This window comes from Roseibium sp. JB4-4 (assembly GCF_055693425.1).
On sequence record NZ_CM146333.1, the window covers coordinates 3,198,740 to 3,224,711 of the forward strand.

Here is a 25,972-nt window from a genome sequence, read left to right on the forward strand (position 1 = left end):
GCCGCCTCCCGATTTTTGTTTGCGACTTGCTGACATTCCGGGTTGACACGAGGGGCTTTCCCGAGAATGATAAATGTAATCGATTACATGAGAGATACACAATTCTGTAATCGATTACAATTGCGGTGGAGGCCGCATCAATTGAAAAATCGGGCGAAAGTTCGATGGGAGGAGACTATGAAAGCACTACGCGCTGTATTTGCAGCAACCACCGCTCTGTGCGCGGCGACTGCCGCCCATGCGACGGATTTGGAAGTTACGCATTGGTGGACGTCTGGTGGAGAGGCTGCGGCTGTTGCTGAGTTTGCGAAGGCGTTTGACGCGACTGGCAACAAGTGGGTTGACGGTGCGATTGCCGGTTCTGGCGGCACGGCGCGTCCGATCATGATCAGCCGCATCACGGGCGGCGATCCGATGGGCGCCACCCAGTTCAACCACGGCCGTCAGGCAGAAGAGCTTGTTGAAGCCGGCCTGATGCGCGACCTCAGCGACGTGGCGGCGGAAGGCAACTGGGCGGAGCTCGTGCGTCCCTCCAGCCTGCTCGACAGCTGCACGCTTGACGGCAAGATCTACTGCGTGCCGGTCAACATTCATTCCCCGCAATGGCTGTGGATCAACAATGCCGTTTTTGAAGACAACGGCCTGGCCGTGCCGACCAACTGGGACGAGTTTGTCGCCGCAGCGCCCAAGCTGCAGGAAGCCGGTGTCGTGCCGCTCGCCATGGGCCAGCAGCCCTGGCAGACCACGCTTGCCTTCCAGACCCTTCTGACCGCGCTCGCAGGTCCTGAGACCTACACCAAGGTGTTCGGCGACAAGGATGCCGATCTGGCAGGTGGTCCGGAACTGGCCAAGGTCTTTGAGGCTGCGGCAACGGCCCGCGACATGGCCAAGGATTCCAACGTTCAGAACTGGAACGATGCCACAAACATGGTCATCACCGGCAAGGCCGGCGGCCAGATCATGGGCGACTGGGCCCAGGGTGAGTTCCAGGTGGCCAATCAGGTCGCCGGCAAGGATTACACCTGCCTGCCGGGTCTTGGCGTCAACGAAGTGATCCAGACCGGCGGCGACGCCTTCTACTTCCCGCAAGTGGACGATCCGGAGATCTCCGCGGCCCAGGCCGAGCTCGCCAAGGTCATGATTTCCCCGGAGACACAGGTTGCCTTCAACCTGAAGAAGGGGTCTCTGCCGGTGCGCGGCGATGTCGACCTGTCGGCGGCCAATGACTGCATGCGCAAGGGTCTGGAGATCCTGGCCAAGGGCAACATCATTCCGGGCACCGACCAGCTGATGTCTGCTGACAGCAACCAGCAGGTCAACGACCTGTTCGTCGAGTTCTTCAACAACCCGTCCATGTCGGCTGAAGACGCTCAGAAGCTGTTCGCCTCGATCGTCGCCAACGCCGACTGATCCGCACAACGGGCTCCGCCGGTTCCGTCAAGGGGACTTGAGGGCACCGGCGTCCTCCAGCCCTGCGCGCAGTTTCTGCGCGCAGGGACTTCCGGGACACTGCAAGCAGGCTTTTACGGGACAAGGAAGACAGGCATGGCCGCAACCTCAGCCCCAGCCAGATGGCACCGCAACCTGAGTGCCAAGGTGGCGGCAATTCCGATGATCGTCACCGCCCTGGTGGTCTTTATCGGCGGAACCGCCTGGACGGTTCTCTACTCCTTCACCAACTCCAAGCTTCTGCCGCGGGAGAAGTTCATCGGCTTTGGCCAGTACGAACGCCTGTGGAGCAGCAACAAGTGGCTGATCTCGATCGAGAACCTGGCCATCTATGGCGGGTTCTCCCTCGTCTTCTCCCTCCTCATCGGCTTCATTCTGGCCGCCCTGCTCGATCAGAAGATCCGCTTTGAGGACACCTTCCGCACCATCTTGCTCTATCCCTTCGCGCTCAGCTTCATCGTCACGGGCCTTGCCTGGCAATGGATCCTCAATCCGGATTTCGGCATCCAGCATGTCGTGCGCAGCCTGGGCTGGGAGAGCTTTGCCTTCGACCCCCTCTACAATCCCGACATCGTCATCTACGGCATTCTGATTGCCGGCCTGTGGCAGGGAACCGGCCTCATCATGTGCCTCATGCTGGCCGGGTTGCGCGGCATTGACGAGGACATCTGGAAGGCTGCCAAGATCGACGGCATCCCCATGTGGAAGACCTACATCTTCATCGTCATCCCCATGATGCGCGGCATCTTCATCACCGCCATCGTGCTTGTCGCCTCCGGCATCATCAAGGTCTATGACCTGGTCGTTGCCCAGACCGGCGGCGGGCCCGGCATCTCCTCGGAAGTGCCGGCCAAATACGTCTATGACGCCATGTTCCTGTCCCAGAACCTCGGACAGGGCTTTGCCGCCTCCACCATGATGCTGCTCACCGTCGCCGTCATCGTCATTCCCTGGGCCTATCTCGAATTCGGAGGCAAGCGTCGTGGCTGATACTGCATATCTTTCCGGCCCCTCAGGTCCAAAACCCCGGCACATCCTGTCCCGCCGCAACATCATGATCTACGGCACGCTGATCGTCGTCTCGCTCTACTATCTGCTGCCCCTTTACGTGATGGTCGTCACCTCCCTCAAGGGCATGCCCGAGATCCGTCTCGGCAACATCTTCTCGCCCCCGGTCGAGGTCACCTTCCAGCCCTGGGTCAAGGCCTGGGCGGAAGCCTGCACCGGCCTCAATTGCGACGGCCTGTCGCGCGGCTTCTTCAACTCCGTGCGCATCCTCATTCCTTCCGTGATCCTGTCGATCATCATCGCCTCGATCAACGGCTATGCGCTCGCCAACTGGCGCTTCAGGGGCTCGGAGACCTTCTTCACCATCCTGATCGTCGGCGCCTTCATTCCCTATCAGGTCATGATCTATCCGATCGTCATCATGCTGCGCGAGATCGGCCTTTACGGCAGCCTCACAGGCCTGGTCATCGTGCACACCATCTTCGGCATGCCGATCCTGACCCTGCTCTTCCGCAACTATTTTGCCTCCGTGCCGCAGGAACTCTTCAAGGCCGCCCGCGTCGACGGCGCTGGCTTCTGGGGCATCTATTTCCGCATCATGGTGCCCATGAGCCTGCCCATCTTCGTCGTCGCCATGATCCTGCAGGTCACCGGCATCTGGAACGACTTCCTGTTCGGCGTCATCTACACAAAGCCGGACCTTTATCCGATGACGGTGCAGCTCAACAACATCGTCAACTCGACCCAGGGGGTGAAGGAATACAACGTCAACATGGCCGCCACCATTCTCACCGGCCTTGTTCCCCTCACCATCTACTTCATCTCCGGCAAACTCTTCGTCCGCGGCATCGCCGCCGGAGCGGTCAAAGGCTAACGAGAAAACAATGGAAACAAGTATCTCCGTCAAGAACCTCGCCTTAAGCTTCGGACACCTGGACGTGCTGAAGGATCTCAACCTGGAGATCGGCAAGGGCGAATTCCTGGTCCTGCTCGGATCCTCGGGCTGCGGCAAGTCCACCTTGCTCAACTGCATCGCAGGCCTGCTCGATGTCACCGGCGGCCAGATCTTCATCGGCGGCAAGAACGTCACCTGGGAAGAACCCTCAAAGCGCGGCATCGGCATGGTGTTCCAGTCCTATGCCCTTTACCCGCAGATGACCGTTGCCGGCAATCTCAGCTTCGGCCTGAAGAATGCGGGCCTGCCAAAGGCGGAAATCGAGGAACGGGTCAACCGCGCCGCCAAGGTGCTGCAGATCGAACCCCTTCTCGATCGCAAACCCGCCGCCCTGTCAGGAGGCCAGCGCCAGCGCGCGGCCATCGGACGGGCCCTGGTGCGCGATGCCGATGTCTTCCTCTTCGACGAGCCGCTCTCAAATCTCGACGCAAAACTCAGAGCCGACCTCAGGGTCGAGATCAAGCAGCTGCACCAGAAGCTGACGAACACCATGATCTACGTCACCCATGACCAGATCGAAGCCATGACCCTGGCCGACCGGATCGCCATCATGCGCGGCGGGCGCATTCTGCAGCTGGCATCGCCCAACGAAATCTACAACCGGCCGGCCAGCAAATATGTCGCCGAGTTCATCGGATCCCCCACCATGAACTTCTTCGAGGGCGAGCTCAAAGCCGACGGCGGAACCTACAGCTTCACAAACGGCACACTCACCGTCCCCTTGAGCGACTATCAGTTCAAGGAAACAAGCCCAGAACCGGAACCAGCCTGGTTCGGCATCCGCCCCGAACACATGACCTCAGGCGAGGCAGCACAAAACGCCACAGTCCGCATGACAGCATCCGTCGAACTCGTCGAACCCCTCGGATCCGACACCCTCGCACGCGTCAATGCACAGAACCATACCCTTTGGGTCAGACTCGACGGACAGGCAAACATCAAAACAGGCGACAGAATCGACATCGGCTTCGAGCCAATGCGCGCAAACATATTCAGCAAAAATAACGAAATCAGAATCTGAGCCAGATTCTAATCCAACATCGGGAAAACACTCATGGATGTTTCATTCCAGCTCTATTCTGCACGCGAATTCACCCCTTGGGACGGCGTTTTCAAACGTCTTGCCAAGCTAGGCTATACACAGGTCGAGGGTTTCGGAGGTGTTTACGAAGATCCGGCGGCATGCCGGGACCTGCTTGACCAGACAGGCTTGAGCATGCCGTCCGGGCATTTCTTTCCAATGGAACAGTTCGACGACGACATCAACAAGGTCATCGCGACCGCCAAGACATTGGGCATGGAACGCCTGTTCTGTCCGGCCCTGCCGCCCGATCAGCGGTCTGCCGATGCAGCTCACTGGCAATCCGTCGGTGAGCGGCTGGAAGCCATTGGCACGAAAATCCGGGACGCAGGTCTGCGCTTCGGCTGGCACAACCATGATTTTGAGTTTGTCACCTGTGGCGACGGCCGATTGCCGATGGACATACTGCTTGAAACTGCGCCTTCCATTGAATGGGAAGCAGACATTGCCTGGATCGTCCGAGGCGGTCAGGACCCTCTGGCCTGGATTTCGAAATACGCCGACCGCGTCACCACTGCCCATGTCAAGGACATCGCACCCCAAGGCGAGTGCGCCGACGAAGACGGCTGGGCGGATGTCGGGCAGGGAACCATGGACTGGAAAACCATCATGGCCGCGTTGCGCAGTGCCGGTGTCGATCTGTTCATCATGGAACACGACAAACCTTCGGACGTCGACCGGTTTGCCGCCCGCTCTATCGAAGCCTTCCGCACATATTAAGGAACCATCATGAGTAAGACACTCGGCATCGGCGTACTGGGATGCGGAAACATTTCGGCTGCCTATATGCGTCTTGCCCCGCTTTTCAGGGGCATCGAAATGCGTGCCTGCGCCGACATCAACGCGTCGGCCGCAAAAGCGCGTGCAGAGGAATTCAATCTGCGCGCAGAAACGGTCGACGGTCTGCTTGCAGCCAGTGACATCGATATCATCGTCAACCTGACGGTACCTGCCGCACACTTTGAAGTTTCAAAGAAGATCCTGGACGCCGGCAAACACGTTTATTCTGAAAAGCCCTTCGTACTGAATGTCGCGGAAGGACAGGACCTCGCGGCAATCGCCAAGGAGAAAGGTTTGCGCGTCGGCTCTGCACCTGACACGTTCCTGGGCGGCGCGCACCAGCTGGCCAGACACCTGGTCGACAGCGACGCTGTCGGCAAGATTACTTCGGGCACCTGTTTCGTTCAGAGCCCTGGCATGGAAATGTGGCATCCGAACCCGGATTTCTTCTTTCAGCCTGGCGGCGGACCCATCCTCGATCTTGGGCCCTACTATGTCTCCAACCTTGTTCAGTTGCTCGGCCCGGTAAAAAGGGTCTGTGCCATGAGCTCGTCCGGGTCCGAATATCGGACAATCACCTCCCAACCCCGTTTTGGTGACAAGATCAAGGTGGAAACGCCCACCACGATCCACGCGGTGATGCAATTTCATTCGGGCGCCCAGATAACGTATTGCGCCAGCTGGGACGTCTGGCAACATGGTCACTCCAATATGGAACTTTACGGCCTGGGCGGGACATTGCATGTACCCGATCCGAACTTCTTCGGCGGTGAAGTGCGGATGACTGAGAAGGGTGCTTACGTCAACATGTCGGATGCCTGGAACCATCCGTTCTCGAAAGCCAATGACGGAAGCAATGCAAACTATCGAACCGCAGGACTTGCGGACATGGCTCAGGCGATCCTGGCCGACCGGCCACACCGTTGCTCGCTGGAGTTTTCCCTGCATGCCGTGGATGTGATGACGTCAATCCTTGCATCGGGCGAGAGTGGGCAGTTTATTGATGTCGCAACCACCTGCGACCGTCCTGCTGCGCTCGATCCACAAGCAGCACAGGACCTTCTCACCTGATAGGAAATCAAATGACCTGGACTGCGGCGCCAACGCGCTATGACAATATGGTGTATCGCCGATGCGGCCAATCGGGCCTGAAGCTGCCGGCGATCTCACTCGGGCTCTGGCATAATTTCGGTGAAGACACACCGCATGCGCTCAAGCGGGAAATCGCCTGCACGGCCTTTGACCTTGGCATTACGCATTTCGATCTTGCCAACAATTACGGCCCGAGGCCCGGTTCTGCCGAAAGCGCATTCGGAGAATTGCTGCGAACCGACTTTGCGCCCTACCGAGATGAAATGATCATCTCGTCCAAGGCCGGATATGGAATGTGGCCCGGCCCCTACGGGGAATGGGGCAGCCGCAAATACATGATTGCCTCCTGCGACCAGTCCCTGAAGCGGATGGGGCTGGATTATGTCGACATCTTCTATTCCCACCGTTTCGATCCGGACACGCCGTTGGAAGAGACGATGATGGCACTCGATCACATCGTGCGGTCCGGACGGGCACTCTATGTCGGCATTTCGTCCTACAATTCCAAACGCACGCGAGAGGCAACCGCGATCCTGAAAGAGCTGGGCACCCCCTGCCTGATCCACCAGCCGAGCTATTCCATGATCAATCGCTGGGTGGAAGAGGACGGCTTGCTGGACACGCTCGAGGAACTCGGTGTCGGATCCATTGCCTTTTCTCCGCTTGCCCAGGGCATGCTGACCAACAAGTATCTCAACGGGATCCCTGAAGACAGCCGGGCGACACAGGGAAAATCTCTCAAAAGCCAGTTCTTGAGCGACGACAATATCGAGACCATCAGAGCGCTCAACGCGATTGCCGAGCGAAGGGGCCAGACCCTTGCCCAGATGGCAATTGCCTGGGTTCTGCGGAACGGAAAAGTCACAACGGCTCTTATCGGTGCCAGCCGCGCTGAACAGGTCAGAGACTGTGTACGCACGGTGGAAAATCTCGATTTCACAGATGCTGAGCTTGAGGAAATAGCAGCCACGACACGCGAAGCTGACATCAATCTCTGGGCCGCATCAGCGGAACGGAAAGGACCGTCACGCTAAACGGACGTCACCACGACAGGTCAATAACTAAGGGAGGCAGCCATGGCCGGACTGATCAAGGGACCAGCGATTTTCCTGGCACAATTTGCAGGCGACGAAGCACCTTTCAATTCACTTCCCGCCATCACCAAATGGGCTGCCGACCTTGGTTACAAGGGCGTTCAGATTCCAACATTTGACGGACGCCTGTTCGACCTCGACAAGGCGGCCGAAAGTCAGACCTATTGCGACGACGTGAAAGGCATCTGCGCGGATGCCGGTGTCGAGATCACCGAACTTTCCACTCACCTTCAGGGGCAACTCGTGGCGGTACATCCAGCCTACGATCTTGCCTTTGACGGATTTGCGCCCGCAAACGTGCATGGCAACCCCAAGGCGAGGCAGGAATGGGCGGTCGACCAGATGAAAAAGGCGGCTGTCGCCAGTCGTCGCTTTGGCCTTGATGCTTCGGTCAGCTTCACCGGTTCGCTGGCATTCCCATATCTATATCCCTGGCCACAGCGTCCCGCCGGTCTGATCGAAGAGGCTTTCAGGGAACTCGCCAACCGCTGGAAACCGATACTTGATGTCTATGAAGACAACGGTGTCGATGTCGGTTACGAGATCCACCCTGGGGAAGACGTCTTTGACGGGGCGACGTTCGAGATGTTCCTCGACGCACTGGGAGGTCACAAGCGCTGCCAGATCAACTACGATCCGTCGCATTTTCTGCTTCAGCAAATGGACTATCTGGCGTTTATCGACATCTACCATGAGCGCATCTGTGCCTATCATGTGAAGGATGCGGAGTTTAATCCGGATGGCCGGCAGGGCGTCTATTCAGGCTATCAGGGCTGGGTGAACCGGGCGGGCCGGTTCCGTTCACTGGGCGACGGTCAGGTTGATTTCTCCGGTATCTTTTCCAAGCTTGCACAACATGGCTATGACAGCTGGGCGGTGCTGGAATGGGAGTGCTGCCTGAAGTCACCCGAACAAGGCGCGGCAGAAGGCGCACCGTTCATTGAAAGCCACATCATCGAGGTGACGGACAAAGCCTTCGACGATTTTGCAGGCGCAGGAACGGATCAAGAGCAGATCCGCAGGATGCTTGGATTAACTTCCTGACACCGTGATTTTTCGCGCACCTGAACGCATTGAGCCGGCCAAAATCCAATTGGCCGGCTCATTGTTTTGTCAAAGGCAGTTCGGATCCACCTTGGATCAACCACCGAAGTCGTCGAGCATGATGTCTTCCCGATCCACGCCCAGATCCAGCAGCATATTGATGACGGACTGGTTCATGATCGGTGGTCCGCACATGTAGAATTCACAGTCTTCCGGTGTCGGATGATTTTTGAGGTACTCGTCGAAGAGGACGTTGTGGATGAAACCGGTATATCCCTTCCAGTCGTCTTCCGGCAGCGCATCTGACAGGGCCACATGCCATTCGAAATTCGAATTTTCGGCAGCAAGCGTGTCAAAGTCCTCAACAAAGAACATCTCGCGCTTTGAACGGGCGCCGTACCAGAAGCTGATCTTGCGCTTTGACTTCAGCCGCTTGAGCTGATCGAAAATATGGCTGCGCATCGGCGCCATGCCGGCACCGCCACCCACAAAGACCATTTCCCTCTCGGTTTCGCGCGCGAAGAACTCGCCGAAAGGACCGGAAATCGTGACCTTGTCGCCCGGTTTCAGGTTGAAGATGTAACTCGACATCTTTCCGGGAGGGATACCCTCCGATCCGGGGGTGGCGAAGCTACGCGGACGTTGAGCATGATCATGCCCTTTTCTTCCGGGTAGTTTGCCATGGAATAGGCGCGCTCGAGCGGCTCGGCAACAACCGATTCGTATTGCCAGAGATTGAAGCGGTCCCAGTCCTCCCGGTATTCCTCTTCAACGTCAAAATCCGTGTATTTGAGATGGTGCGAGGGCGCTTCGATCTGAATATATCCACCGGCACGGAAATTGACGTCCTCGCCTTCGGGAAGCTCCAGCACCAGCGCCTTGATGAAGGTGGCAACATTCTCGTTCGAGCGAACGGTACATTCCCATTTCTTGACCCCGAAGACCTCTTCAGGAACTTCGATCACCATGTCCTGCTTCACCGCAACCTGGCATGACAGGCGGTCGCCGCACGCCGCTTCACGCTTGGTGATATGGCTTTCTTCCGTTGGCAGAATCGAGCCACCTCCGGAGAAGATCTTCACCCGGCACTGGGCGCATGTGCCACCGCCGCCGCAGGCAGACGGCACGAAGAGTTTTTGCTCAGCCAGCGTTTGCAGCAATTTGCCACCCGCCGGAACCGAAATGGTCTTCTCGCCGTTGATGCTGATGTTGACATTGCCCACGGAGACAAGCTTCGAGCGGGCGGCCAGGATGATCGTGACAAGCGCAAGCACGATCAGCGTGAAGAGCAGGATGCCTAATCCGAATGTTGCCACAAGGCGCTCCCGTTACAGTTTGACGCCGCTGAAAGACATGAAGGCAAGTGCCATCAGTCCGGCAGTGATGAAGGTGATGCCCAGGCCCTGCAGGCCGTCTGGGATATCGGCATATTTCAGTTTTTCCCGAACGCCGGCCATCGCGGTGATCGCCAGTGCCCAACCAAACCCGGAGGAGAGCCCGTAGGTAACCGATTCGGTAAAATCGTAGTCTCGCTCAACCATAAAGAGCGAGCCGCCAAGAATGGCACAGTTCACCGTGATGAGCGGCAGGAAGACACCTAGAGCGTTGTAGAGCGGCGGAAAGTACTTATCGAGCACCATTTCCAGGATCTGAACCAGGGCGGCGATCACACCGATATAGGATATCAGACCGAGAAAGGTGAGGTCGACATCGCTGAAACCGGCCCAGGAGAGTGCTCCGGGGGCAAGCAGATAGGTCAGGATCAGATTGTTCGCCGGAACCGTGATCGCCTGAACGATCATGACCGAAATTCCAAGGCCAATGGCCGTGGAAATTTTCTTGGAAACGGCGATGAACGTGCACATGCCGAGAAAGAACGACAAGGCAAGGTTTTCGACAAAGATCGCCTTTACGGCAAGGGAGACCAGCTGTTCCATCAGTGTGCGTCCACCACCTGGATCTTGTATTCACGCTCTTCGACCTGTTCGGGTTTCCATGTTCGGAATGCCCAGATGAGCAGGCCGATGATGAAAAACGCGGACGGCGGCAAGAGCAGCATGCCATTGGGAACGTACCAGCCGTCATTGTTAACGGTCGGAAGCACCGTGATACCGAACAGGCTGCCGGCACCGAACAGTTCGCGAATGAAACCGACCAGCATCAGGATCAGCCCGTAGCCCAATCCGTTTCCAACACCATCGATGAAAGATGCAACCGGCGGGTTCTTCATGGCAAATGCTTCTGCGCGGCCCATAACAATGCAGTTTGTGATGATCAGACCAACAAAGACGGACAGCGTCTTCGAGATTTCATAGGCATATGCCTTGAGAACCTGATCCACGACGATCACCAGCGACGCAATGATCACCATCTGGACGATGATCCGGATTGCGCCCGGAATATGGTTCCGCAGCATCGAGATGAACATTGAAGAGAACCCTGTCACCAAGGTCACCGCAATGGACATGACAAGGGCCACCTGAAGCGACGAGGTCACCGCAAGAGCCGAGCAGATGCCCAGAACCTGCAAAGTGATCGGATTGTTGTCGACCAACGGATCGATCAGCATGCTTCTCTTGGTCTGCGCCATCAGATCGCTCCTGCTTTTACGTTGGCAAGGAAGGGGCCGTAGCCGCTTTCACCCATCCAGAACCGCACAAGATTGTCCACGCCGACCGAAGTCAGCGTTGCGCCGGCAAGCGCGTCGACATGATACTCTTTGCCCGCTGGCGGTGCCGTCTTGGCCACCGTGATCAGAAGATCGCCATTGTCATCCGTCAGTTTTTTACCGCTCCACAAGGCTTTCCAGCGAGGATTGTCCACTTCGGCACCGAGCCCGGGTGTCTCAGCGTGCTGATAGAACTGAAGTCCAAATATATCGTTGCCGTTGGCTTCCAGCGCCACGAAGCCGTAAAGCGTCGACCAGAGCCCGTATCCGTGCACCGGCAGGATGATCTTGTCGATCGACTTATCTTCCTTGCGCAGCAGATATATGGTCCGGAAGTTCGATTGGCGGCCAATGCCGGCTGGGTCGTCAGTCAGCGCACGGCTGAGTTCGGGATCATCGGCAGCAGCCAAGTCGTCGAATGTCGCGGGATCGAACTCCGTCGTGAATTCGCCCGTTGCCAGGTCAAGTACATGCGGTTCGAAGGCATTGAATGCTTCCGTTATGTTCTCACCGGGCGTATAGACGCCGGCAACCTGCAGGATATTGATCTGCTTGTCCCTGAGCTTGTTGACGTCCTGGATCGGACGCAACGAGACAGCCGTCGCGGAGACGACCATCGACGCGACCAGACACAGCGTAACGGCAACAAAAACGGTCTTGGGAACCGAATCCGCCGGCAAGTCCAGAAAACGCCGGACGAACCCTTTGTTTGGACGGTCGTCCTGATGTCCGTTGTCGTCAGGCATTTCGTTTCGCCCTGCGTTTGATGTTCGCCTGCACCACAAAATAATCAATAAGCGGCGCAAAAACATTACCGAACAAGATGGCCAGCATCATCCCTTCCGGAAAAGCCGGATTGATGACCCTGATCATCACAACCATAAACCCGATCAAGGCCCCGTAAATGTAACGGCCAAGATTGGTGTGAGACGCGGACACCGGCTCTGTGACCATGAAGACCAGGCCGAACGCATATCCACCGACGACAAGATGCCAATACCAAGGCATTGCGAACATCGGATTGGTGTCCGAGCCGATCAGGTTGAGCAGCGTCGAAAAGGCTATCATCCCGCCGAGACAGCCGACAACGAGACGCCAATTGGCAATCTTGGTGATCAGCAAAAAGGCAAGGCCGATCATGCAGGCAAGCGTGGAGGTTTCGCCGATGCTGCCTTGAATAATGCCGATGAAGGAATCGAACCAGGTCATGCCATGTGCCGCGAGCTGCAGGTAACCGTCCGAAGCGCCCACGGACAAAGCCGTTGCTCCTGAAAAACCGTCGACCGGTGTCCAGATCGTGTCTCCGGACATCTGCGCCGGATAGGCAAAATAAAGGAAGGCACGGCCGGTTAGGGCCGGATTAAGGAAGTTCTTGCCGGTTCCGCCAAAGACTTCCTTGCCAATGACCACGCCGAAAGAGATCCCCAGAGCGACCTGCCAGAGCGGTGCGGACGGCGGAAGGATCAGCGCGAAGAGCATGGACGTTACGAGGAAACCCTCGTTGACTTCATGGCCGCGCACTGTTGCAAAGAGCACTTCCCAAATTCCGCCAACCACGAGCGTCGTGATGTAAATCGGCAGAAAATAAAGCAATCCGTGCATGAAATTGACAAATGGGTTGGCCGGATTAAAGCCGATCCCGAGAGCCTCGATGATCCAGGCCCTCCATCCCGACGCACCGTAAGTGGCAATGGCCGAATTGACCTGAAAGCCAACGTTATAGAGGCCAATCAATATGCACGGGATTGTCGCGATGACCACGTAGGTCATGATCCGCTTCATGTCGACATAGGAGCGGGCATGCGGTGCGGCGGTGGTGACCGTCTTCGGCGTATAGATGAAGCTTTCCACCATCTCGTAGACGGGGAAAAGTTTTTCATATTTACCGCCCTTAACGAAATAGGGCTCGATGCGGTCGAAGAAGTTGCGAAGGCCCAACTCTAGCCCTCCTTCTCAATTTTCGTGAGGCAGTCGCGCAAGGCAATGCCATATTCATATTTCGCTGGACAGGCAAATCCCACAAGTCCCAGGTCTTCCTCATCCAGCTCCAGTGCGCCAAGCGCCTGGGCCTGATCAGTGTCCATCACAAGCAGCGCGCGCAGCAACTGTGTCGGCAGGAAATCTTGCGGCATCAGCTCTTCGAACGTGCCCAGGGGCACCATGGCCCTGCGCCCGCCGTTCAAGTTTGAAGTCAACGCATAAAGTTTCTTGGAAAAGGCAGACCCCAGAACCGGCTGTAGAGCGTATTTCGAGGGCATTGGACGGATCCAGCCCATCGGGATCTGTTTGTGGTCTTCTTCAATCAGTGTGATCTGCCGCGCGTAACGTCCCAGATACGCGCTTGGTCCTTCGCCAAGGCGACCGCTGAGAATGGAACCCGATATGAGCCGGACCGGATCGTCTCCCGTGAGTTCATTTTCCGACAGCTCAAGCATCGAAGCGCCGGTGACAGTGCGAGATCAAACGGGGATTGCTGCAACGCGGACCGGATAGGGCAATGATCCTTTGCGGATCGTATTGCCCCGTTTCAAGGAGACGCCCTATGGAAATCACGTCCTGATAGCCGATCGTCCAGACTGTTTTTTCCGATGACGGCACATCCAGGAAGTGGATGTGCGTTCCTGCCAGTCCAGCCGGGTGAGGGCCGGAGAATCCGACGGTTTCGACCCCTGCCACATCGGTTCCAGGAACAGCGGCCCCGGTTTCGCAGCACAGATATGTGCGACCATCGCTCAGTGAAGCAACCGCCTCGAGGCCTTTTGCAAAGGCAGCGGCATGCTCAGAAAGCACCACTGCTGGATCCGGCGAGAGCGGTTCAGTATCCATTGCGTTGACAAATATTGCCGCCGGGCGTGCTTCCGGTGCCGGATTTTTTGAGTATGGTCGCGTGCGGAAGGATGTCCAAAGTCCCGAGGCGCACAGACGCTCGATGAGACCTTCACGTGTCGTGGCGTCGCCGATATCGGAAAAATCAACGGGTTCGGCCGCTTCGCTGTCGACTTCGATTTCGACACTGACAAGGATACGGCGAGCGCCGCGATTGACAGCCTTTACCCGACCCGATGCGGGCGAAGCGACCATCACGTCCGGTGTGTCCTTGTGGAAAAGCAGCGGTGCGCCCAATGCGACCACATCCCCTTCCTTAACAAGCAGTCTCGGCTTCAGACCAATATAGTCCGCAGCAATGACCGCGACCGTGCTTGTTTCGCGAGTTTCGCTGATCTGTTGATCCGGTGCCCCCAGCACAGGTAGATCCAGACCTTTCTTGAGCTTATAGCTTTGCACGCATCTGGCCTCCAGAATTCGACAAAACGCGGTATCCTACGTTTTTGCGCCCGTAAAAAGGACTAATTTGCCAACTAGCTACATTTTTTTGTTGAATCGTACTCCAGAACCGATGAAAAGCGCCCATAGAACGTCGGCAAACGCCGCAAGTGACCGATCGGAGGCTGTTATCGTGCCAACTCACATCAAATTCTCCCGACGGGGTTTCATCCTGATGTCGCTCACTACTCTGGCCGCCTGTAAGGGCGGTGCGGATGTCATTGAGCTGACTGGATCGACAATGGGTACGAACTACTCGGTGACGGCTCTAGACCATGATCGCGCTGTCGACAAGGACGACTTGCAACGCGCAGTCGAAAACAGCCTGTTGAACGTGAACGCACAAATGTCGAACTGGGATCCCAAATCCGAGGTTTCCCGTTTCAATTCCCTGACTTCAACGCAGCCTTTGACGGTGTCGAAGGATCTGGCAATGGTCGTTCAGGCGGCCAAGGACGTCAATCAGGCGAGTGGCGGTCAATTTGACGTAACGCTGGGGCCCGTCATCGAGGCTTGGGGTTTTGGCGCTGAGGGCGGTCACAAGAACGCACAACCTGACCCGGTCAATCTTGCCAAAGCGGTTGAAGCTGCAGGCAAAAGCCAAGCGTTGCATATTGACGGAAACAAACTCAGTAAAAGCGATCCTGCCGCCCGTATCTACCTGCCTTCCATTGGCAAAGGCTATGGTGTCGACCAGATGGCGAAGGTTGTCAGGGGCTTTGGTCTGACCGACTTCATGGTTGAAATCGGCGGCGACCTTTATGTCTCCGGTCTGAATGCGGACGGCCTGGATTGGCAAATCGGTATCGAATCACCTGATGCGCACAATCGCCAAGCCTACAGGATCGCCAGTGTTTCCAATCTCGGTATGGCGACGTCTGGCGATTACAGAAATTACTTCGAACAGGATGGCGTGCGCTATTCTCACATTCTGGATGCGCACAGCGGTCGTCCGATTACGCACAGGACAGCCTCGGTCACGGTTCTTGCGGAAAACACCATGCTTGCCGATGCCTGGTCCACCGCTATGTTGGCACTAGGGACCGAGCGCGGTCTTGAACTTGCAAATCAGCGTGACCTCGCCGTCATGTTCATTGATCGCGGCGGCGTAGCAGATGAGAAAAACTTCATCGCCACCAACAGCAAGCGCTTCACAGCATTGCAGGCATAGCATCTGATCGGGCCAAGACCTTGTTGACCTTTGTTTTAGCGTTTGTGTTGTTGATAACGGTCATGGTCGGCATGGCGATCGGCGTGATTTTCTCAGGCAAAACAATCAAAGGCAGCTGTGGTGGGCTGAATGCAATTGCCGATGCGGATCACTGCCTGGTTTGCAACAAGGAAATCGATCCGAACAGTCCGCTCAGAGACCGTCTGGCTTGCCCGAGAGCTCGCAAGATGTTGGCGAACAAGGAAGCCTGACGCGATTCCACGAGTGTCAGGCTGTTACCGGTATGAACGCCACGACCGCCAGACAAGTGGCTGCAATTAATCCGAACAACCACAGTTTCCATCGCGGTCCCTCTTTCACCCAAACACGGCGGTACTGGTATCCCGCGAGGCAAGCCGCCACGAAAAAAATCGTCGCGGTCATGGGTGTTAGAAACAATTCTTGCAATTGAAGAGTTCCTTAGGCCGATTTGTTTCGGTTAGGCTGTGTCATGCGTTATTGCTGGACCCACAGGAAGGAGCCACTCTCATGCCAAGCTCTTATCAGGCCCCGAGCCGAAAAGACAAGCAGCAGGCTACGACACATAGCCAGTCTTCCAGTACAAACACGACCAAGGAAACGGCGACCGTCGGCAAAATTCTTGCGTCAAAAGGCAACGACCTCTATGCGCTTCGTCCGCAAAACACACTGCATGAAGCGGTCGAGATGTTGCGCGACAAGCGAATCGGTGCGCTGGTGGTAAAGAATTCCGAAGGCGGCCTTCAAGGTATTTTGTCCGAACGAGACATCGTTCGAAAGCTGGCCGAAACGCCGGGGCAAACCCTCGCCCAGAAAGTTGAAGATGTCATGACCACCAATGTGGAGGTCTGCCACCCTGACGATGCCCTGATAACCGTGCTGCGTAAAATGACGGAAGGACGCTTCAGGCATATGCCTGTAATCGACGACGGCAATCTCGTCGGCATCGTGACCATCGGCGACGTCATCAACTACCGGCTGAACGAGCTCGAATACGAGGCACTTCAACTGAAACAACTTATCGTCGGCTAAGAAACAACGGAGGAAACTCCGCTTTCAAAAACACCGTCAAGCTGCGGCAAAATCTGAGACAAGCCGCAGCCTGAAACTGCGTCAAAGTGCGAGCACACCGCCATCGACAGCAATCGCCTGACCGGTCAGATACGAATTGGCAGGCCGCAATAGCGACAGCATCGTTTCCACGATTTCTGCCGGCTCGCCAAGCCGCTTCATTGGCACGCCTGCCGCCAGAAATTCTTCGCGATCTGCAAAGCCGCTTTCGGTCATGAGCGGTGTCGGGCTGAAAAACGGACAAACAGCGTTGACGCGGACGTTGTGACGCGCGAACTCAACCGCGGCGGTTCGCGTCAGTCCGACGACCGCATGTTTGGCCGCCGCATAGGCTGCAAGTTTTGGAGCTGCGTTCAAACCTGCGACCGAGGCTACGTTCAAGATCGCTCCCCCTGATCAAGCATCAAGGGTATCTGGTGCTTCATTCCAAAGAACACGCCCTTGGCATTGACCGAATAACACTGGTCAAGATCGTCTTCGCTCGTTTCCAGGAGACCTTTCATGGGTGGAGCAAATCCGGCGTTGTTCACCGCAAGATCCAGACTGCCGAATGCGTCACGCGCCGTGGCACAGAGTGCCTCGACATCCGCTTCCCGCGAGACATCACAGCGTGCGAACCGAACGGCCCCGGAAAGACTTGTCGCAACAGTACGAAGACGCGCGTCCGCAATGTCTCCAAGGATCAAGTCAGCACCCTGTGCAGATAGTTTTTCAGCAAGCAGCTTGCCAAATCCGCTAGCTGCGCCGGTGATGAGTACGCTCTTTCCAGCAAACTCGGATGTCATCTGATGGTCCTGACTGTTGCGCGCCGCTCAGTCGGACAGCAGATGCATCGGATTGCAAGGATTATTCATTCAATGCCAATGAACGACGCTATCCCACCTGACTTTTTTGTCCCACGTAGCGACCTGCACCTTCCGGCAGCGGCAGGTTCTTGTGCTTTGCTGCAAAAATGCTGAGCCTGGAAGCGACAGTCGCTTCAGGAGGGCAACTCGACCGTGAATTCAGATCAACGTGCAGCAGCAACGTTTCCATGGTCGCTGCGAGCTTGCCGTCCGCGTTTTTCAGAAAATGAAACAACTTCAATTTCTTGCCTTCGCCCTCAAGAACCTGTGTCGTGATGATGAGGCGCTCACCCTCTTTCAGCTCGTCCAGATAGCGAAGGTGATTCTCAACGGTAAAGTAGCTCTTGCCAGCAGTGATGTAGTCAGCGTCTGCCCCTATCAGCTCCATAAAACGGTCAGCGGCTGCCGCACCGGCTTCCAGATAGTGAGCCTCATTCATGTGGCCATTGTAGTCGGTCCAACTCTGCGGGATCTGCCGGTCACCCGTGATCGGCAGCGAGGCAGATGTCGATTGCGTCAGTTCGTTTTCGTGAGAAGAAATGACCCCGCCGGCGCCGCTTCCACTTTTCTTCAGGCTCCGCAATAACCCGACGAGATTGTCGTCCCGCAGCCGCTCCAGCTCCCGGATCGACCTATGTCCAGACTGATCGTCGGATTGGCCCGCAATCAGATCGACAAGGTCCTCCGTGAATTCCGGAACATCCATCAGTTTTGTCCAGGGCCACTCCAGCGCCGGCCCAAACTGAGCCATGAAATGTTTCATGCCGGCTTCACCTCCCGCAACCCGATAGGTTTCAAAGAGCCCCATCTGTGCCCAGCGCAAGCCAAAACCCATGCGGATGGCTTCGTCGATTTCCTCAGTTGTCGCGACCCCGTCCTTGACGAGCCAAAGGCTTTCCCGCCAGACCGCCTCTAGGAGACGGTCGGCAATATGGGCTTCAATTTCCTTGCGAACGTTCAGGGGGAACATGCCGATGCTACGCAGGATATTTGCCGCCCGTTCCGTTTCGCTCGATTTGCCAACGAGTTCCACCAGCGGCAACAGGTAAACAGGATTGAACGGATGAGCGACAATTGCCCGGCCACCATCGTGATTCAGCTCTGACGGTTTGAAGCCTGATGTTGAGGATCCGATGACCGCATCCGACTGAGCAAGGTCCGTCAGATTTCCAAGCACCTTGTGTTTCAACTCCAGCCGCTCCGGAACGCTTTCCTGTATCCAAGCTGCCCCCTGAACAGCGTCGACGAGATCTGCGTGAAATATCAGTTGCCCTTCTTCAGGCAGAGATCTGTCATAAAGAGAAGGAAGACTGCGGCGGGCATTTTCGATCACTTCGCCGATTTTGCGTCGAGCTTCCGGATCCGGGTCAAACACGGCAACGTCCCAGCCGTTGAGCAGAAAACGCGCCGCCCAACCGCCACCGATGACGCCACCTCCGACGATTGCGGCCTTCATGCCGGTACCCCCAGCGTCAGGTCCAATCTGTCCCGTACCTCGGTAGGCCCGATCAATCTGGCGCCCATGCCTTCAATGACGGCCGCGGCCTTTTCAACCAGTTGAGCATTGGTTGCCAGAACTCCCTTTTCCAGAAAGAGATTATCTTCCAGTCCAACACGCACATTACCGCCTGCGAGCACGGACGCCGCAACAAACGGCATTTGGTCACGGCCGAGGCTGAATGCAGACCAGGACCAGTCATTTGGGATCGCGTTGACCATGGCCATGAATGTGTTCAGGTCATTGGGCGCTCCCCAGGGCACACCCATGCAAAGCTGGACCAGAGCCGGTGACGCCAGTGTTCCTTCTTCAACAAGTTGCCTGGCAAACCACAAATGGCCCGTGTCAAAAGCTTCGATTTCGGGCTTCACACCCAATTCCGTCATCATGGACCCCATGGCGCGCAGCATGCCGGGCGTGTTTGTCATGACATAGTCGGCTTCGGCAAAGTTCATCGTGCCGCAATCAAGCGTGCAGATCTCCGGCAAGCATTCCCTGATATGAGCCATCCGTTCCGTGGCCCCGATCATGTCGGATGCTTTCTCATTGACCGGAAAAGGTGCTTCGGTTGAACCGAATACAATATCGCCGCCCATGCCTGCGGTCAGGTTGAGCACGACATCCACCTCAGCTGAGCGAATGCGGTCCGTCACTTCCCGGTAAAGATCCAGCCGGCGGGAAGGTGCTCCGGTTTCCGGGTCGCGGACGTGACAATGCACGATTGCGGCCCCCGACTTGGCGGCGTCGATCGCGCTTTCAGCAATCTGGGCAGGGCTGCGCGGGACATGAGGTGATTTGTCTTGCGTGCCGCCGGACCCGGTTACCGCGCAGGTGATGAAAACCTCGCGATTCATTTGCAATGGCATCTTGATCTCCTATCGGCCCTTCCAGACCGGATCTCGTTTCTCGGCAAAGGCACGCGCGCCTTCCTTCTGGTCTTCCGACCGGTAAAGTGTCTCGACCGTTTCAAACTGGCTTGCAGTGATGCGGTTCAGCGCGTCCTGAAATTTCATGTCTTCCGCCTCGCGCACAACTTCCTTGATTGCGGCGTAGACAAGGGGGGACCGGAGGCCAGAAGTTCAGCCAGCTTCCGTGCCTCGTTCATCAGGTTTTCGGCGGGGTAGATGTGATTGATCAAGCCCCAGCGCGCCGCCTCCTCCGCATCCAACCATCGACCGGTGAACAGCATTTCCATCGCAATGTGGTAGGGGATACGTTTCGGTAATTTGATGCTGGCCGCATCTGCGACCGTACCGGAGCGGATTTCCGGCAAGGCAAAGGTTGCATGACCGGCAGCAAGGATCATGTCGGCAGAGAGAGCCAGTTCCAGACCGCCGCCACAGCAGATACCGTTCACTGCAGCAATCACGGGCTTGTTCAAGCCGCGCAATTCCTGAAGGCCGCCGAACCCGCCCTTGCCGTAGTCGCCGTCAACAGCATCGCCATCCGCCGCGGCCTTGAGATCCCATCCCGGACAGAAGAACTTTTCGCCGGCGCCGGTGACAATGGCGACCCTTAGCTGCGGATCATCACGAAACTCCGTGAAGACCTCGCCCATGATCCGGCTGGTGGCCAGGTCGATGGCATTTGCCTTGGGCCGGTCGAGTGTCACTTCAAGAACATGTCCGTCCCTGCGGACCTTGATCGGTTCATCGTTCATATTCCGCTCCACACTTGATCAACGCGTCCGCCGCGATGGCAAAATCCTTTCCGCACAACAACGGATTGATTTCCACTTCCTCGCTCGGCACCGATGACACAAATTCCTGCACTGCCATGACGGCAGAAATGATCGCAGGTAAATCGCAAGCTTGCCTGCCCCGATACCCCTTCAGAACTTTGCCGATTCTCAAGGAGTTGAGCGCCGCCTCAATCTCCGCGGGGCAGGTCGGCAATATCAGGGAAACACTGTCATCAAGAAGTTCAGTCAGGATGCCACCGGCACCGAGCGTCAAAACGTATCCGTGGGCCGGGTCCAGAACGACGCCGACCAGCAGTTCGGCAAATGCGTCCGTGACCATTTCCTCAACCATCAGAGATGATACCGGCATTCCGATGGCTGCCTCTTTCACGTCATCCAACGAACCAAGGTTGAGAGCAACGGCCCCTGCTTCGGTTTTGTGAGCGAATCCCGTGGCCTTCAAAACAACGGGCAAACCGATTGATTGTGCTGCTTCGACAGCCTGCTGGCACGAATGTGCGAGGCGTCTCTTCGGTGCCTGAAGGCCATACGCGGAAAGTACGTCTTTTGCGCTGTTCTCCGTCAATGTGATTGTTTCACCGATGGATTCCGGTGCCAGAATGTCTTTTCCTGTCAGCGTCCGATTGCAGGACGCAACAGCGCCAATCGCTTCGAGCGCTTCCGCCATGCCGCACAAGGGCACAATGTTTCGATTGATAAGATCGCGTGCAATTGTTTCAGGCAAAGTTTCTGAAAGTGAGCTCAAGACAGCTATTGGTTTGCCGCTTTGTTTGGTGGCGACTTCGATCGCGTCGATCACCTTGAGCCACTCTCCGGCCGAACACCGGTCCTGGCGCGGGAAATCAAGAACGACGATGCCCAAAGACGCCGGGCCGGACATCATGGCGCCAAAAGCGCGGCTCATGGCATCAACATCGCCCCAGATATAAGTGTGGTAGTCGAGAGGATTCGCGAGGGCAACCTTGGGACCGAGCACTTCGCGAAGCAGATCTTTTTGGGTTTCAGTCAGGTCCGGAAATCGGGTCGAGCAACTTTTGGCTATATCTGCCATCAAGCTGGCTTCGCCACCGGAACAGGACATTGACGCCAATTCCGCATTGGGAAGAGCTCCGGTCACATGCACCAGTTTCAATGCTTCAAGCAGCACCGGCAAGCTGCTGACTTCGGCAATGCCAAGCCGCCTGAAAAGAGCCGATGAGCCGGCTGAACTGCCGGCTATCGCGGCCGTATGAGAAATTGCGGCGCGACGAGCCTGTTCCGACTTTCCAACTTTGAGGGCAATTATGGGCTTCCCCATTGAATTGGCCCTGCGCGCCAATCGCTCGAAATGGCCAAGATCGCCAATTCCCTCAATGTGCAGGCCAAGCGCAGTCACCCGGTCATCGTCCAGCAGTGCTTCGCAGATCTGTGACATGCCCGTTTGCGCCTGATTGCCTACCGTGACCAGGTAGGAAACCGGCAGCCCCCTGGCCTGCATCGTCAGGTTCAGGGCAATATTGGAAGACTGAGAGACAATCGCGACACCGCGGCCCACTGCCTCAAGGCCATGTTGGTCCGGCCAGAGCGCGGCACCGTCAAGCGCGTTGATGAAGCCATAGCAGTTTGGGCCCAGTACCGGCATGTCACCTGCCGCATCGACAAGCGCACCCTGAAGACCGGCGCCGTCGGACAACTCGGCTGCAGCTTCCTGAAAGCCGGACGCAAAACAGACCGCTCCGCCGGCATTCATAGCCGCAAGTTCTCTGACGATGTCAACTGTCGCGATCCGATTGACGCCTATGTAGGCAGCGTCCGGAACGATCGGCAATCTGTCCAGCGAAGGCAATGTGGCACAGCCGGCGATCTCCGCGCGCGTTGGATGAACCGCCCAGAGCTCACCGTCGAAGCCGAACTTCCGGCATTCACGAACCACATTTTCGCACCAGCGGCCTCCGCCGATCACGGCAATGGATTTTGGGCGCAACAGACGGTCAAGTGCGTGCATCCTCAGGCTCCAAGCGGGCGGAAGAGATCGCGGCTGATGATGTGGCGCTGGATTTCGCTGGTGCCATCCCAAATTCGTTCGACGCGCGCATCCCGCCAGAAACGTTCGATTGGAAAGTCGTCCATGAGACCCATTCCACCGTGGATCTGAAGCGTTGCGTCCGTAACCCTTGCCAGCATTTCGGTTGCGTAGAGCTTCGCGCTTGCGATCTCCCTGTTTGCCGGAAGACCTTCGTCCAGCCGCCAGGCGCCCGCCAATGTCAGCCAGTCGGCTGCGTCGATCTCCGTAATCATGTCGGCAATTTGGAAGCTGACCCCTTGAAATTTTGCGATCTGCTGACCGAATTGCCTTCGTTCGACAGCGTAGGATACAGCGTGGTCGAAACAGCGGCGTGCCCTGCCGACGCTCATTGCCGCAACCGTCAGCCGCGTGGCATAGAGCCATTCGTTCATTACCTCAAAACCACCATCGACCTTGCCGAGCACCTGGGCATCCGGCAGCCGGCATCCATCAAAATAGAGGATGTAATTCTTGTAACCGCGATGGCTGACGGATTTGTAGCCGTCCCGGACTTCAAAACCCGGCGTGTCCCTGTCGACCAGAAAGCATGTGATCCTCTTTTTCGGACCCTTGTCGGTGTCATCGACACCCGTTGCAACGAACACGATAAAGAAATCGGCATGTTCAGCGCCGGAGATGAAGTGTTTGGAACCGGTCACGACCCAGTCACCGCCCTCGCGCACTGCCTGACATTTCATGCCGCGGACATCTGATCCGGCGTCCGGCTCAGTCATGGCGAGGGCGTCCATTTTCTCACCCCGCACAGCGGGCAACAGATAGCGCTCCCGCTGATCACCTTCGCAGGCCATCAAAATGTTTTGCGGGCGGCCGAAGAAGTGCGTCAGCGCCATTGATCCACGACCTAGTTCACGCTCCACAAGCGTGAAATCCAAATGACTCAGTCCGGCGCCCCCAACTTCTTCCGGGAAATTGCAGGCGTAAAATCCGAGATTCAGACATTTGCGCTTGATCTCTTCACCCAATTCCGGCGGCACGTCACCGGTCTGCTCCACCAGTTGCTCGTGCGGATAGATTTCGTTCTCGACGAATGATCTGACCGTAGAGACGATCATGTCCTGTTCTTCGCTCAAACCAAACTGCATGCGGCTGCTCCTGTTGCGCCAAGACAGGCAGCATGAGACAACGCGCCCTCAATAATCGTGCTGTTTTGGATTAATTTCATGCCATTTTCGGAAAAACTCCCCGGCCACCGAAAAATTTCCGTGCTCCTGTTCGAGGCATTTTCAAATCATTGCCTTGCAAACACCATTGAGCCGTTCCGAGCGGCCAACACGATTGCCCGGGAACCGCTATACATTTGGCAGTATTTCAGCATGGATGGAGGCACAGTTACATCCTCGAGCGGGCTCCCGGTTGAGACCGCTTCCTGGCCGCATGCCCGGCCCCAGGGCGACATTCTGTTTCTCATGCCGAGCTACGGCTTTCGGGATCTGGCAACACCGCGACTGAGCCACACCCTTCGCGCCGCAAGGGAGCGCTTTCAGCTGATTGTGGGATTGGATACGGGCGCCTGGCTGATGGCGTGCGCCGGATTGCTCGACGGACGGCAGGCAACGATCCACTGGGATGAGTTTACGCTTTTCGCTGAGACCTTCCCCGACATCGATGTGCTGGAAGACCGGTTTGTATTGAATTCGGACCTGGCGACATGCGGAGGCGCTTCAACGGCGATCGAACTGATGCTTGAAATGATCAAGCAGCAGCACAGCGCGATGTTCTCGCTCGAAGTCGGCGCTCTTTTCATGCATGGCGACAAGCTTGACCTGCACGACCCTTATCAAAGGATGAGTTCGCACAAACTGGTTGGAAGCGCGACAGCGCTGATGCGGCGGACCATCGAGACCCCTTTGACGATACCTGAATTGGCAGGCCGTCTCAAAACCGATCAGCGCGAACTTGAGCGCCATTTTCAAAAGGAAATGACGATGTCACCGCTCGCTGTCTATAAGGCGATCCGTTTGCGGGAAGCGCGCCGTCTTGTCGAGCTGACACGTTTGAGTGTTGCGGAGATCGCGACGCGGTGCGGATATCGAAATGCCAGCGCACTGACCCGCGCCTACAGGTTGGAATTCGGGGCACCACCCAGAACCCACCGGAGCGCAACCGGGCCGTAAATCCAGCGACGCACCAATGACATTTCGATCCCCGCATCTCGTTTGATGTCACGTCAGGGTCAGGAGCTCAACATAAGATCCTCGATCACGCGTTGCACCGCGAGACGGAACACCTGCTCTTCCGGTCGCTGAGGTGCCTCGGGCCGCGTCATCAAGCCGACCGGGCCCTTGGTAATGTCCGTATCGAATGGCAGGCGAACAAGATGACCGTCAGCGGTTTCGTTTTGGACGACACCAGATGAGATGATCCAGACGGCATCGGTTTTGCGTGTATAGATTCTGCCGAATGCACCCGAGACCGTTTCAACCTTGTTGGGAAGGTCGCCGACGCCGTTCGCAATCATGAAACGTTCAACCAGGGGCCTGATCGCCGCGCCTTCCGGCGGGTAGATAACCGGCCAATCGGTGATGCGCTTGATGTCCGGGTTTTGCAGAAGGGGATGGCCTGCGCGCACCACAAGATCGACACGCTCTGAATAGAGCTGGGTAAAGGACACAGCTTCCATTGAAGCCGGCCGGCCGAGACGGCCAATGACAAGGTCAAGCTTGCCAAGCTTCAGATGTTCGATCAGGTGAGAATGCGGGCCATCCATGATCCGGACCATCACATGTGGTGCCATCTCGGAAAATTCACGGATAACCGGCGGCATTAGGCTGGCGGCCACGCTCGGCAGGACGCCGACATTCAATGTCGCACGCGCCTGATCACCTTCCTTTTCCACGCCGTCCAGGCCCTGTTGCAGACTGGCCAGGGAAATCTGCGCGAAGTGCAGAAAGACTTCCCCCTGTTTGGTCAGTGCTATTCCCGCCCGATTGCGGGTCATCAGTGTCGCGCCGACGATCTCCTCAAGCTCTTTCAGTGTCTTGGACACAGCTGGTTGCGTAAGACCCAACTTGTCTGCAGCCAGCTTCAAACTGCGCTCCTGAGCGATTTCAACGAGGCACTGGATGTGACGGAATTTGATGCGGCGATCGATCATTTAGTTATCTATT

Annotated in this window: 25 protein-coding genes and 2 pseudogenes; 12 read left to right on the forward strand and 15 right to left on the reverse strand. The window is 56.9% G+C overall.

Annotation, left to right across the window (positions count from 1 at the left end):
- Positions 1 to 177: 177 nt before the first annotated feature.
- The 8 genes from ACZ1HV_RS14905 to ACZ1HV_RS14940 all read left to right on the forward strand — a co-directional run bounded on the left by ACZ1HV_RS14905 (position 178) and on the right by ACZ1HV_RS14940 (position 8,503).
- A complete protein-coding gene (locus tag ACZ1HV_RS14905; RefSeq protein ID WP_472715606.1) occupies positions 178 to 1,410 on the forward strand; it encodes an ABC transporter substrate-binding protein in 1,233 nt (410 codons plus the stop codon).
- 135 nt (positions 1,411 to 1,545) lie between these two features.
- Entirely contained in the window at positions 1,546 to 2,439 is an 894-nt protein-coding gene (locus tag ACZ1HV_RS14910; protein ID WP_298967020.1) for a carbohydrate ABC transporter permease, read from the forward strand.
- Entirely contained in the window at positions 2,432 to 3,331 is a 900-nt protein-coding gene (locus tag ACZ1HV_RS14915) for a carbohydrate ABC transporter permease (RefSeq protein ID WP_472715607.1), read from the forward strand. The genes ACZ1HV_RS14910 and ACZ1HV_RS14915 overlap by 8 nt, the downstream gene beginning before the upstream one ends.
- A 10-nt stretch (positions 3,332 to 3,341) precedes the next feature.
- Positions 3,342 to 4,433 (forward strand): ABC transporter ATP-binding protein, encoded by a 1,092-nt coding sequence (locus ACZ1HV_RS14920; RefSeq protein WP_472715608.1) that lies wholly within the window; start codon positions 3,342 to 3,344, stop codon positions 4,431 to 4,433.
- A gap of 33 nt (positions 4,434 to 4,466) precedes the next feature.
- Entirely contained in the window at positions 4,467 to 5,213 is a 747-nt protein-coding gene (locus ACZ1HV_RS14925) for a sugar phosphate isomerase/epimerase family protein (protein WP_472715609.1), read from the forward strand.
- Positions 5,214 to 5,222: 9 nt separating this feature from the next.
- Positions 5,223 to 6,344: a Gfo/Idh/MocA family protein gene (locus tag ACZ1HV_RS14930; RefSeq protein ID WP_472715610.1), complete on the forward strand. Its 1,122-nt coding sequence runs from the start codon at positions 5,223 to 5,225 to the stop codon at positions 6,342 to 6,344.
- A gap of 11 nt (positions 6,345 to 6,355) precedes the next feature.
- A complete protein-coding gene (mgrA, locus tag ACZ1HV_RS14935; protein WP_298822691.1) occupies positions 6,356 to 7,399 on the forward strand; it encodes an L-glyceraldehyde 3-phosphate reductase in 1,044 nt (347 codons plus the stop codon).
- 42 nt (positions 7,400 to 7,441) lie between these two features.
- On the forward strand, positions 7,442 to 8,503 hold the full coding sequence (locus ACZ1HV_RS14940; protein WP_298965946.1) for a sugar phosphate isomerase/epimerase family protein: 1,062 nt from the start codon (positions 7,442 to 7,444) through the stop codon (positions 8,501 to 8,503).
- Positions 8,504 to 8,599: 96 nt separating this feature from the next.
- Here ACZ1HV_RS14940 and nqrF (ACZ1HV_RS14945) read toward each other — a convergent pair whose 3' ends face one another.
- From nqrF (ACZ1HV_RS14945) to ACZ1HV_RS14980, 8 genes are read right to left on the reverse strand one after another with little or no spacing between them, the layout of a single operon-like run.
- Entirely contained in the window at positions 8,600 to 9,094 is a 495-nt protein-coding gene (gene nqrF / locus ACZ1HV_RS14945) for an NADH:ubiquinone reductase (Na(+)-transporting) subunit F (RefSeq protein WP_472715611.1), read from the reverse strand.
- The gene (nqrF, locus tag ACZ1HV_RS14950; protein ID WP_472715612.1) at positions 9,070 to 9,819 is read right to left on the reverse strand and encodes an NADH:ubiquinone reductase (Na(+)-transporting) subunit F; all 750 of its coding nucleotides are present in this window, start codon (positions 9,817 to 9,819) and stop codon (positions 9,070 to 9,072) included. Before nqrF (ACZ1HV_RS14950) ends, nqrF (ACZ1HV_RS14945) begins: the two co-directional genes overlap by 25 nt.
- A 12-nt stretch (positions 9,820 to 9,831) precedes the next feature.
- Positions 9,832 to 10,440, reverse strand: coding sequence for an NADH:ubiquinone reductase (Na(+)-transporting) subunit E (gene nqrE, locus ACZ1HV_RS14955; RefSeq protein WP_152499008.1), 609 nt, complete (start codon positions 10,438 to 10,440; stop codon positions 9,832 to 9,834).
- On the reverse strand, positions 10,440 to 11,093 hold the full coding sequence (locus ACZ1HV_RS14960) for an NADH:ubiquinone reductase (Na(+)-transporting) subunit D (protein ID WP_152499009.1): 654 nt from the start codon (positions 11,091 to 11,093) through the stop codon (positions 10,440 to 10,442). Before ACZ1HV_RS14960 ends, nqrE begins: the two co-directional genes overlap by 1 nt.
- A complete protein-coding gene (locus ACZ1HV_RS14965; protein WP_472715613.1) occupies positions 11,093 to 11,917 on the reverse strand; it encodes a Na(+)-translocating NADH-quinone reductase subunit C in 825 nt (274 codons plus the stop codon). Before ACZ1HV_RS14965 ends, ACZ1HV_RS14960 begins: the two co-directional genes overlap by 1 nt.
- Positions 11,910 to 13,109, reverse strand: coding sequence for an NADH:ubiquinone reductase (Na(+)-transporting) subunit B (locus ACZ1HV_RS14970; RefSeq protein WP_472715614.1), 1,200 nt, complete (start codon positions 13,107 to 13,109; stop codon positions 11,910 to 11,912). Before ACZ1HV_RS14970 ends, ACZ1HV_RS14965 begins: the two co-directional genes overlap by 8 nt.
- Before the next feature lie 2 nt (positions 13,110 to 13,111).
- Positions 13,112 to 13,606 carry a hypothetical protein gene (locus ACZ1HV_RS14975; RefSeq protein WP_472715615.1) on the reverse strand — a complete coding sequence of 165 codons (495 nt, stop codon included), beginning with the start codon at positions 13,604 to 13,606 and terminating at the stop codon, positions 13,112 to 13,114.
- A complete protein-coding gene (locus ACZ1HV_RS14980; RefSeq protein ID WP_472715616.1) occupies positions 13,599 to 14,456 on the reverse strand; it encodes a hypothetical protein in 858 nt (285 codons plus the stop codon). The genes ACZ1HV_RS14975 and ACZ1HV_RS14980 overlap by 8 nt, the downstream gene beginning before the upstream one ends.
- A gap of 172 nt (positions 14,457 to 14,628) precedes the next feature.
- On the opposite strand from ACZ1HV_RS14980, the gene ACZ1HV_RS14985 reads away from it, so the two are divergent.
- The 3 genes from ACZ1HV_RS14985 to ACZ1HV_RS14995 all read left to right on the forward strand — a co-directional run bounded on the left by ACZ1HV_RS14985 (position 14,629) and on the right by ACZ1HV_RS14995 (position 16,716).
- Positions 14,629 to 15,666, forward strand: coding sequence for an FAD:protein FMN transferase (locus ACZ1HV_RS14985; protein WP_472715617.1), 1,038 nt, complete (start codon positions 14,629 to 14,631; stop codon positions 15,664 to 15,666).
- A 23-nt stretch (positions 15,667 to 15,689) separates the two neighbouring features.
- Positions 15,690 to 15,917, forward strand: coding sequence for a (Na+)-NQR maturation NqrM (gene nqrM / locus ACZ1HV_RS14990; protein ID WP_298822684.1), 228 nt, complete (start codon positions 15,690 to 15,692; stop codon positions 15,915 to 15,917).
- Between the two features lie 277 nt (positions 15,918 to 16,194).
- Positions 16,195 to 16,716 carry a CBS domain-containing protein gene (locus ACZ1HV_RS14995; protein WP_472715618.1) on the forward strand — a complete coding sequence of 174 codons (522 nt, stop codon included), beginning with the start codon at positions 16,195 to 16,197 and terminating at the stop codon, positions 16,714 to 16,716.
- A gap of 128 nt (positions 16,717 to 16,844) precedes the next feature.
- Here the strand turns inward: ACZ1HV_RS14995 and ACZ1HV_RS15000 are convergent.
- The 6 genes and pseudogenes from ACZ1HV_RS15000 to ACZ1HV_RS15025 form a co-directional block, all read right to left on the reverse strand.
- Positions 16,845 to 17,540, reverse strand: a pseudogene (locus ACZ1HV_RS15000) (SDR family NAD(P)-dependent oxidoreductase); the annotation flags it as partial.
- Positions 17,541 to 17,628: 88 nt separating this feature from the next.
- Positions 17,629 to 19,056, reverse strand: a complete 1,428-nt coding sequence (locus ACZ1HV_RS15005; RefSeq protein ID WP_472715619.1) for a carnitine 3-dehydrogenase — start codon at positions 19,054 to 19,056, stop codon at positions 17,629 to 17,631.
- Complete coding sequence (bcoG, locus tag ACZ1HV_RS15010; protein WP_472715620.1) at positions 19,053 to 19,964, reverse strand: 3-dehydrocarnitine:acetyl-CoA trimethylamine transferase BcoG; 912 nt, start codon at positions 19,962 to 19,964, stop codon at positions 19,053 to 19,055. The genes ACZ1HV_RS15005 and bcoG overlap by 4 nt, the downstream gene beginning before the upstream one ends.
- A 9-nt stretch (positions 19,965 to 19,973) precedes the next feature.
- Positions 19,974 to 20,758: pseudogene (locus ACZ1HV_RS15015) on the reverse strand (carnitinyl-CoA dehydratase).
- A complete protein-coding gene (locus tag ACZ1HV_RS15020) occupies positions 20,748 to 22,790 on the reverse strand; it encodes an acetate--CoA ligase family protein (protein WP_472718453.1) in 2,043 nt (680 codons plus the stop codon). The pseudogene ACZ1HV_RS15015 and the gene ACZ1HV_RS15020 overlap by 11 nt, the downstream one beginning before the upstream one ends.
- Positions 22,787 to 23,947 (reverse strand): acyl-CoA dehydrogenase family protein, encoded by a 1,161-nt coding sequence (locus tag ACZ1HV_RS15025; RefSeq protein ID WP_472715621.1) that lies wholly within the window; start codon positions 23,945 to 23,947, stop codon positions 22,787 to 22,789. Before ACZ1HV_RS15025 ends, ACZ1HV_RS15020 begins: the two co-directional genes overlap by 4 nt.
- A gap of 78 nt (positions 23,948 to 24,025) precedes the next feature.
- On the opposite strand from ACZ1HV_RS15025, the gene ACZ1HV_RS15030 reads away from it, so the two are divergent.
- Positions 24,026 to 24,979 (forward strand): GlxA family transcriptional regulator, encoded by a 954-nt coding sequence (locus ACZ1HV_RS15030; RefSeq protein ID WP_472715622.1) that lies wholly within the window; start codon positions 24,026 to 24,028, stop codon positions 24,977 to 24,979.
- A gap of 59 nt (positions 24,980 to 25,038) precedes the next feature.
- Here the strand turns inward: ACZ1HV_RS15030 and pcaQ are convergent, their stop codons facing one another.
- Entirely contained in the window at positions 25,039 to 25,959 is a 921-nt protein-coding gene (gene pcaQ / locus ACZ1HV_RS15035; RefSeq protein WP_298822675.1) for a pca operon transcription factor PcaQ, read from the reverse strand.
- Positions 25,960 to 25,972 lie beyond the last annotated feature (13 nt).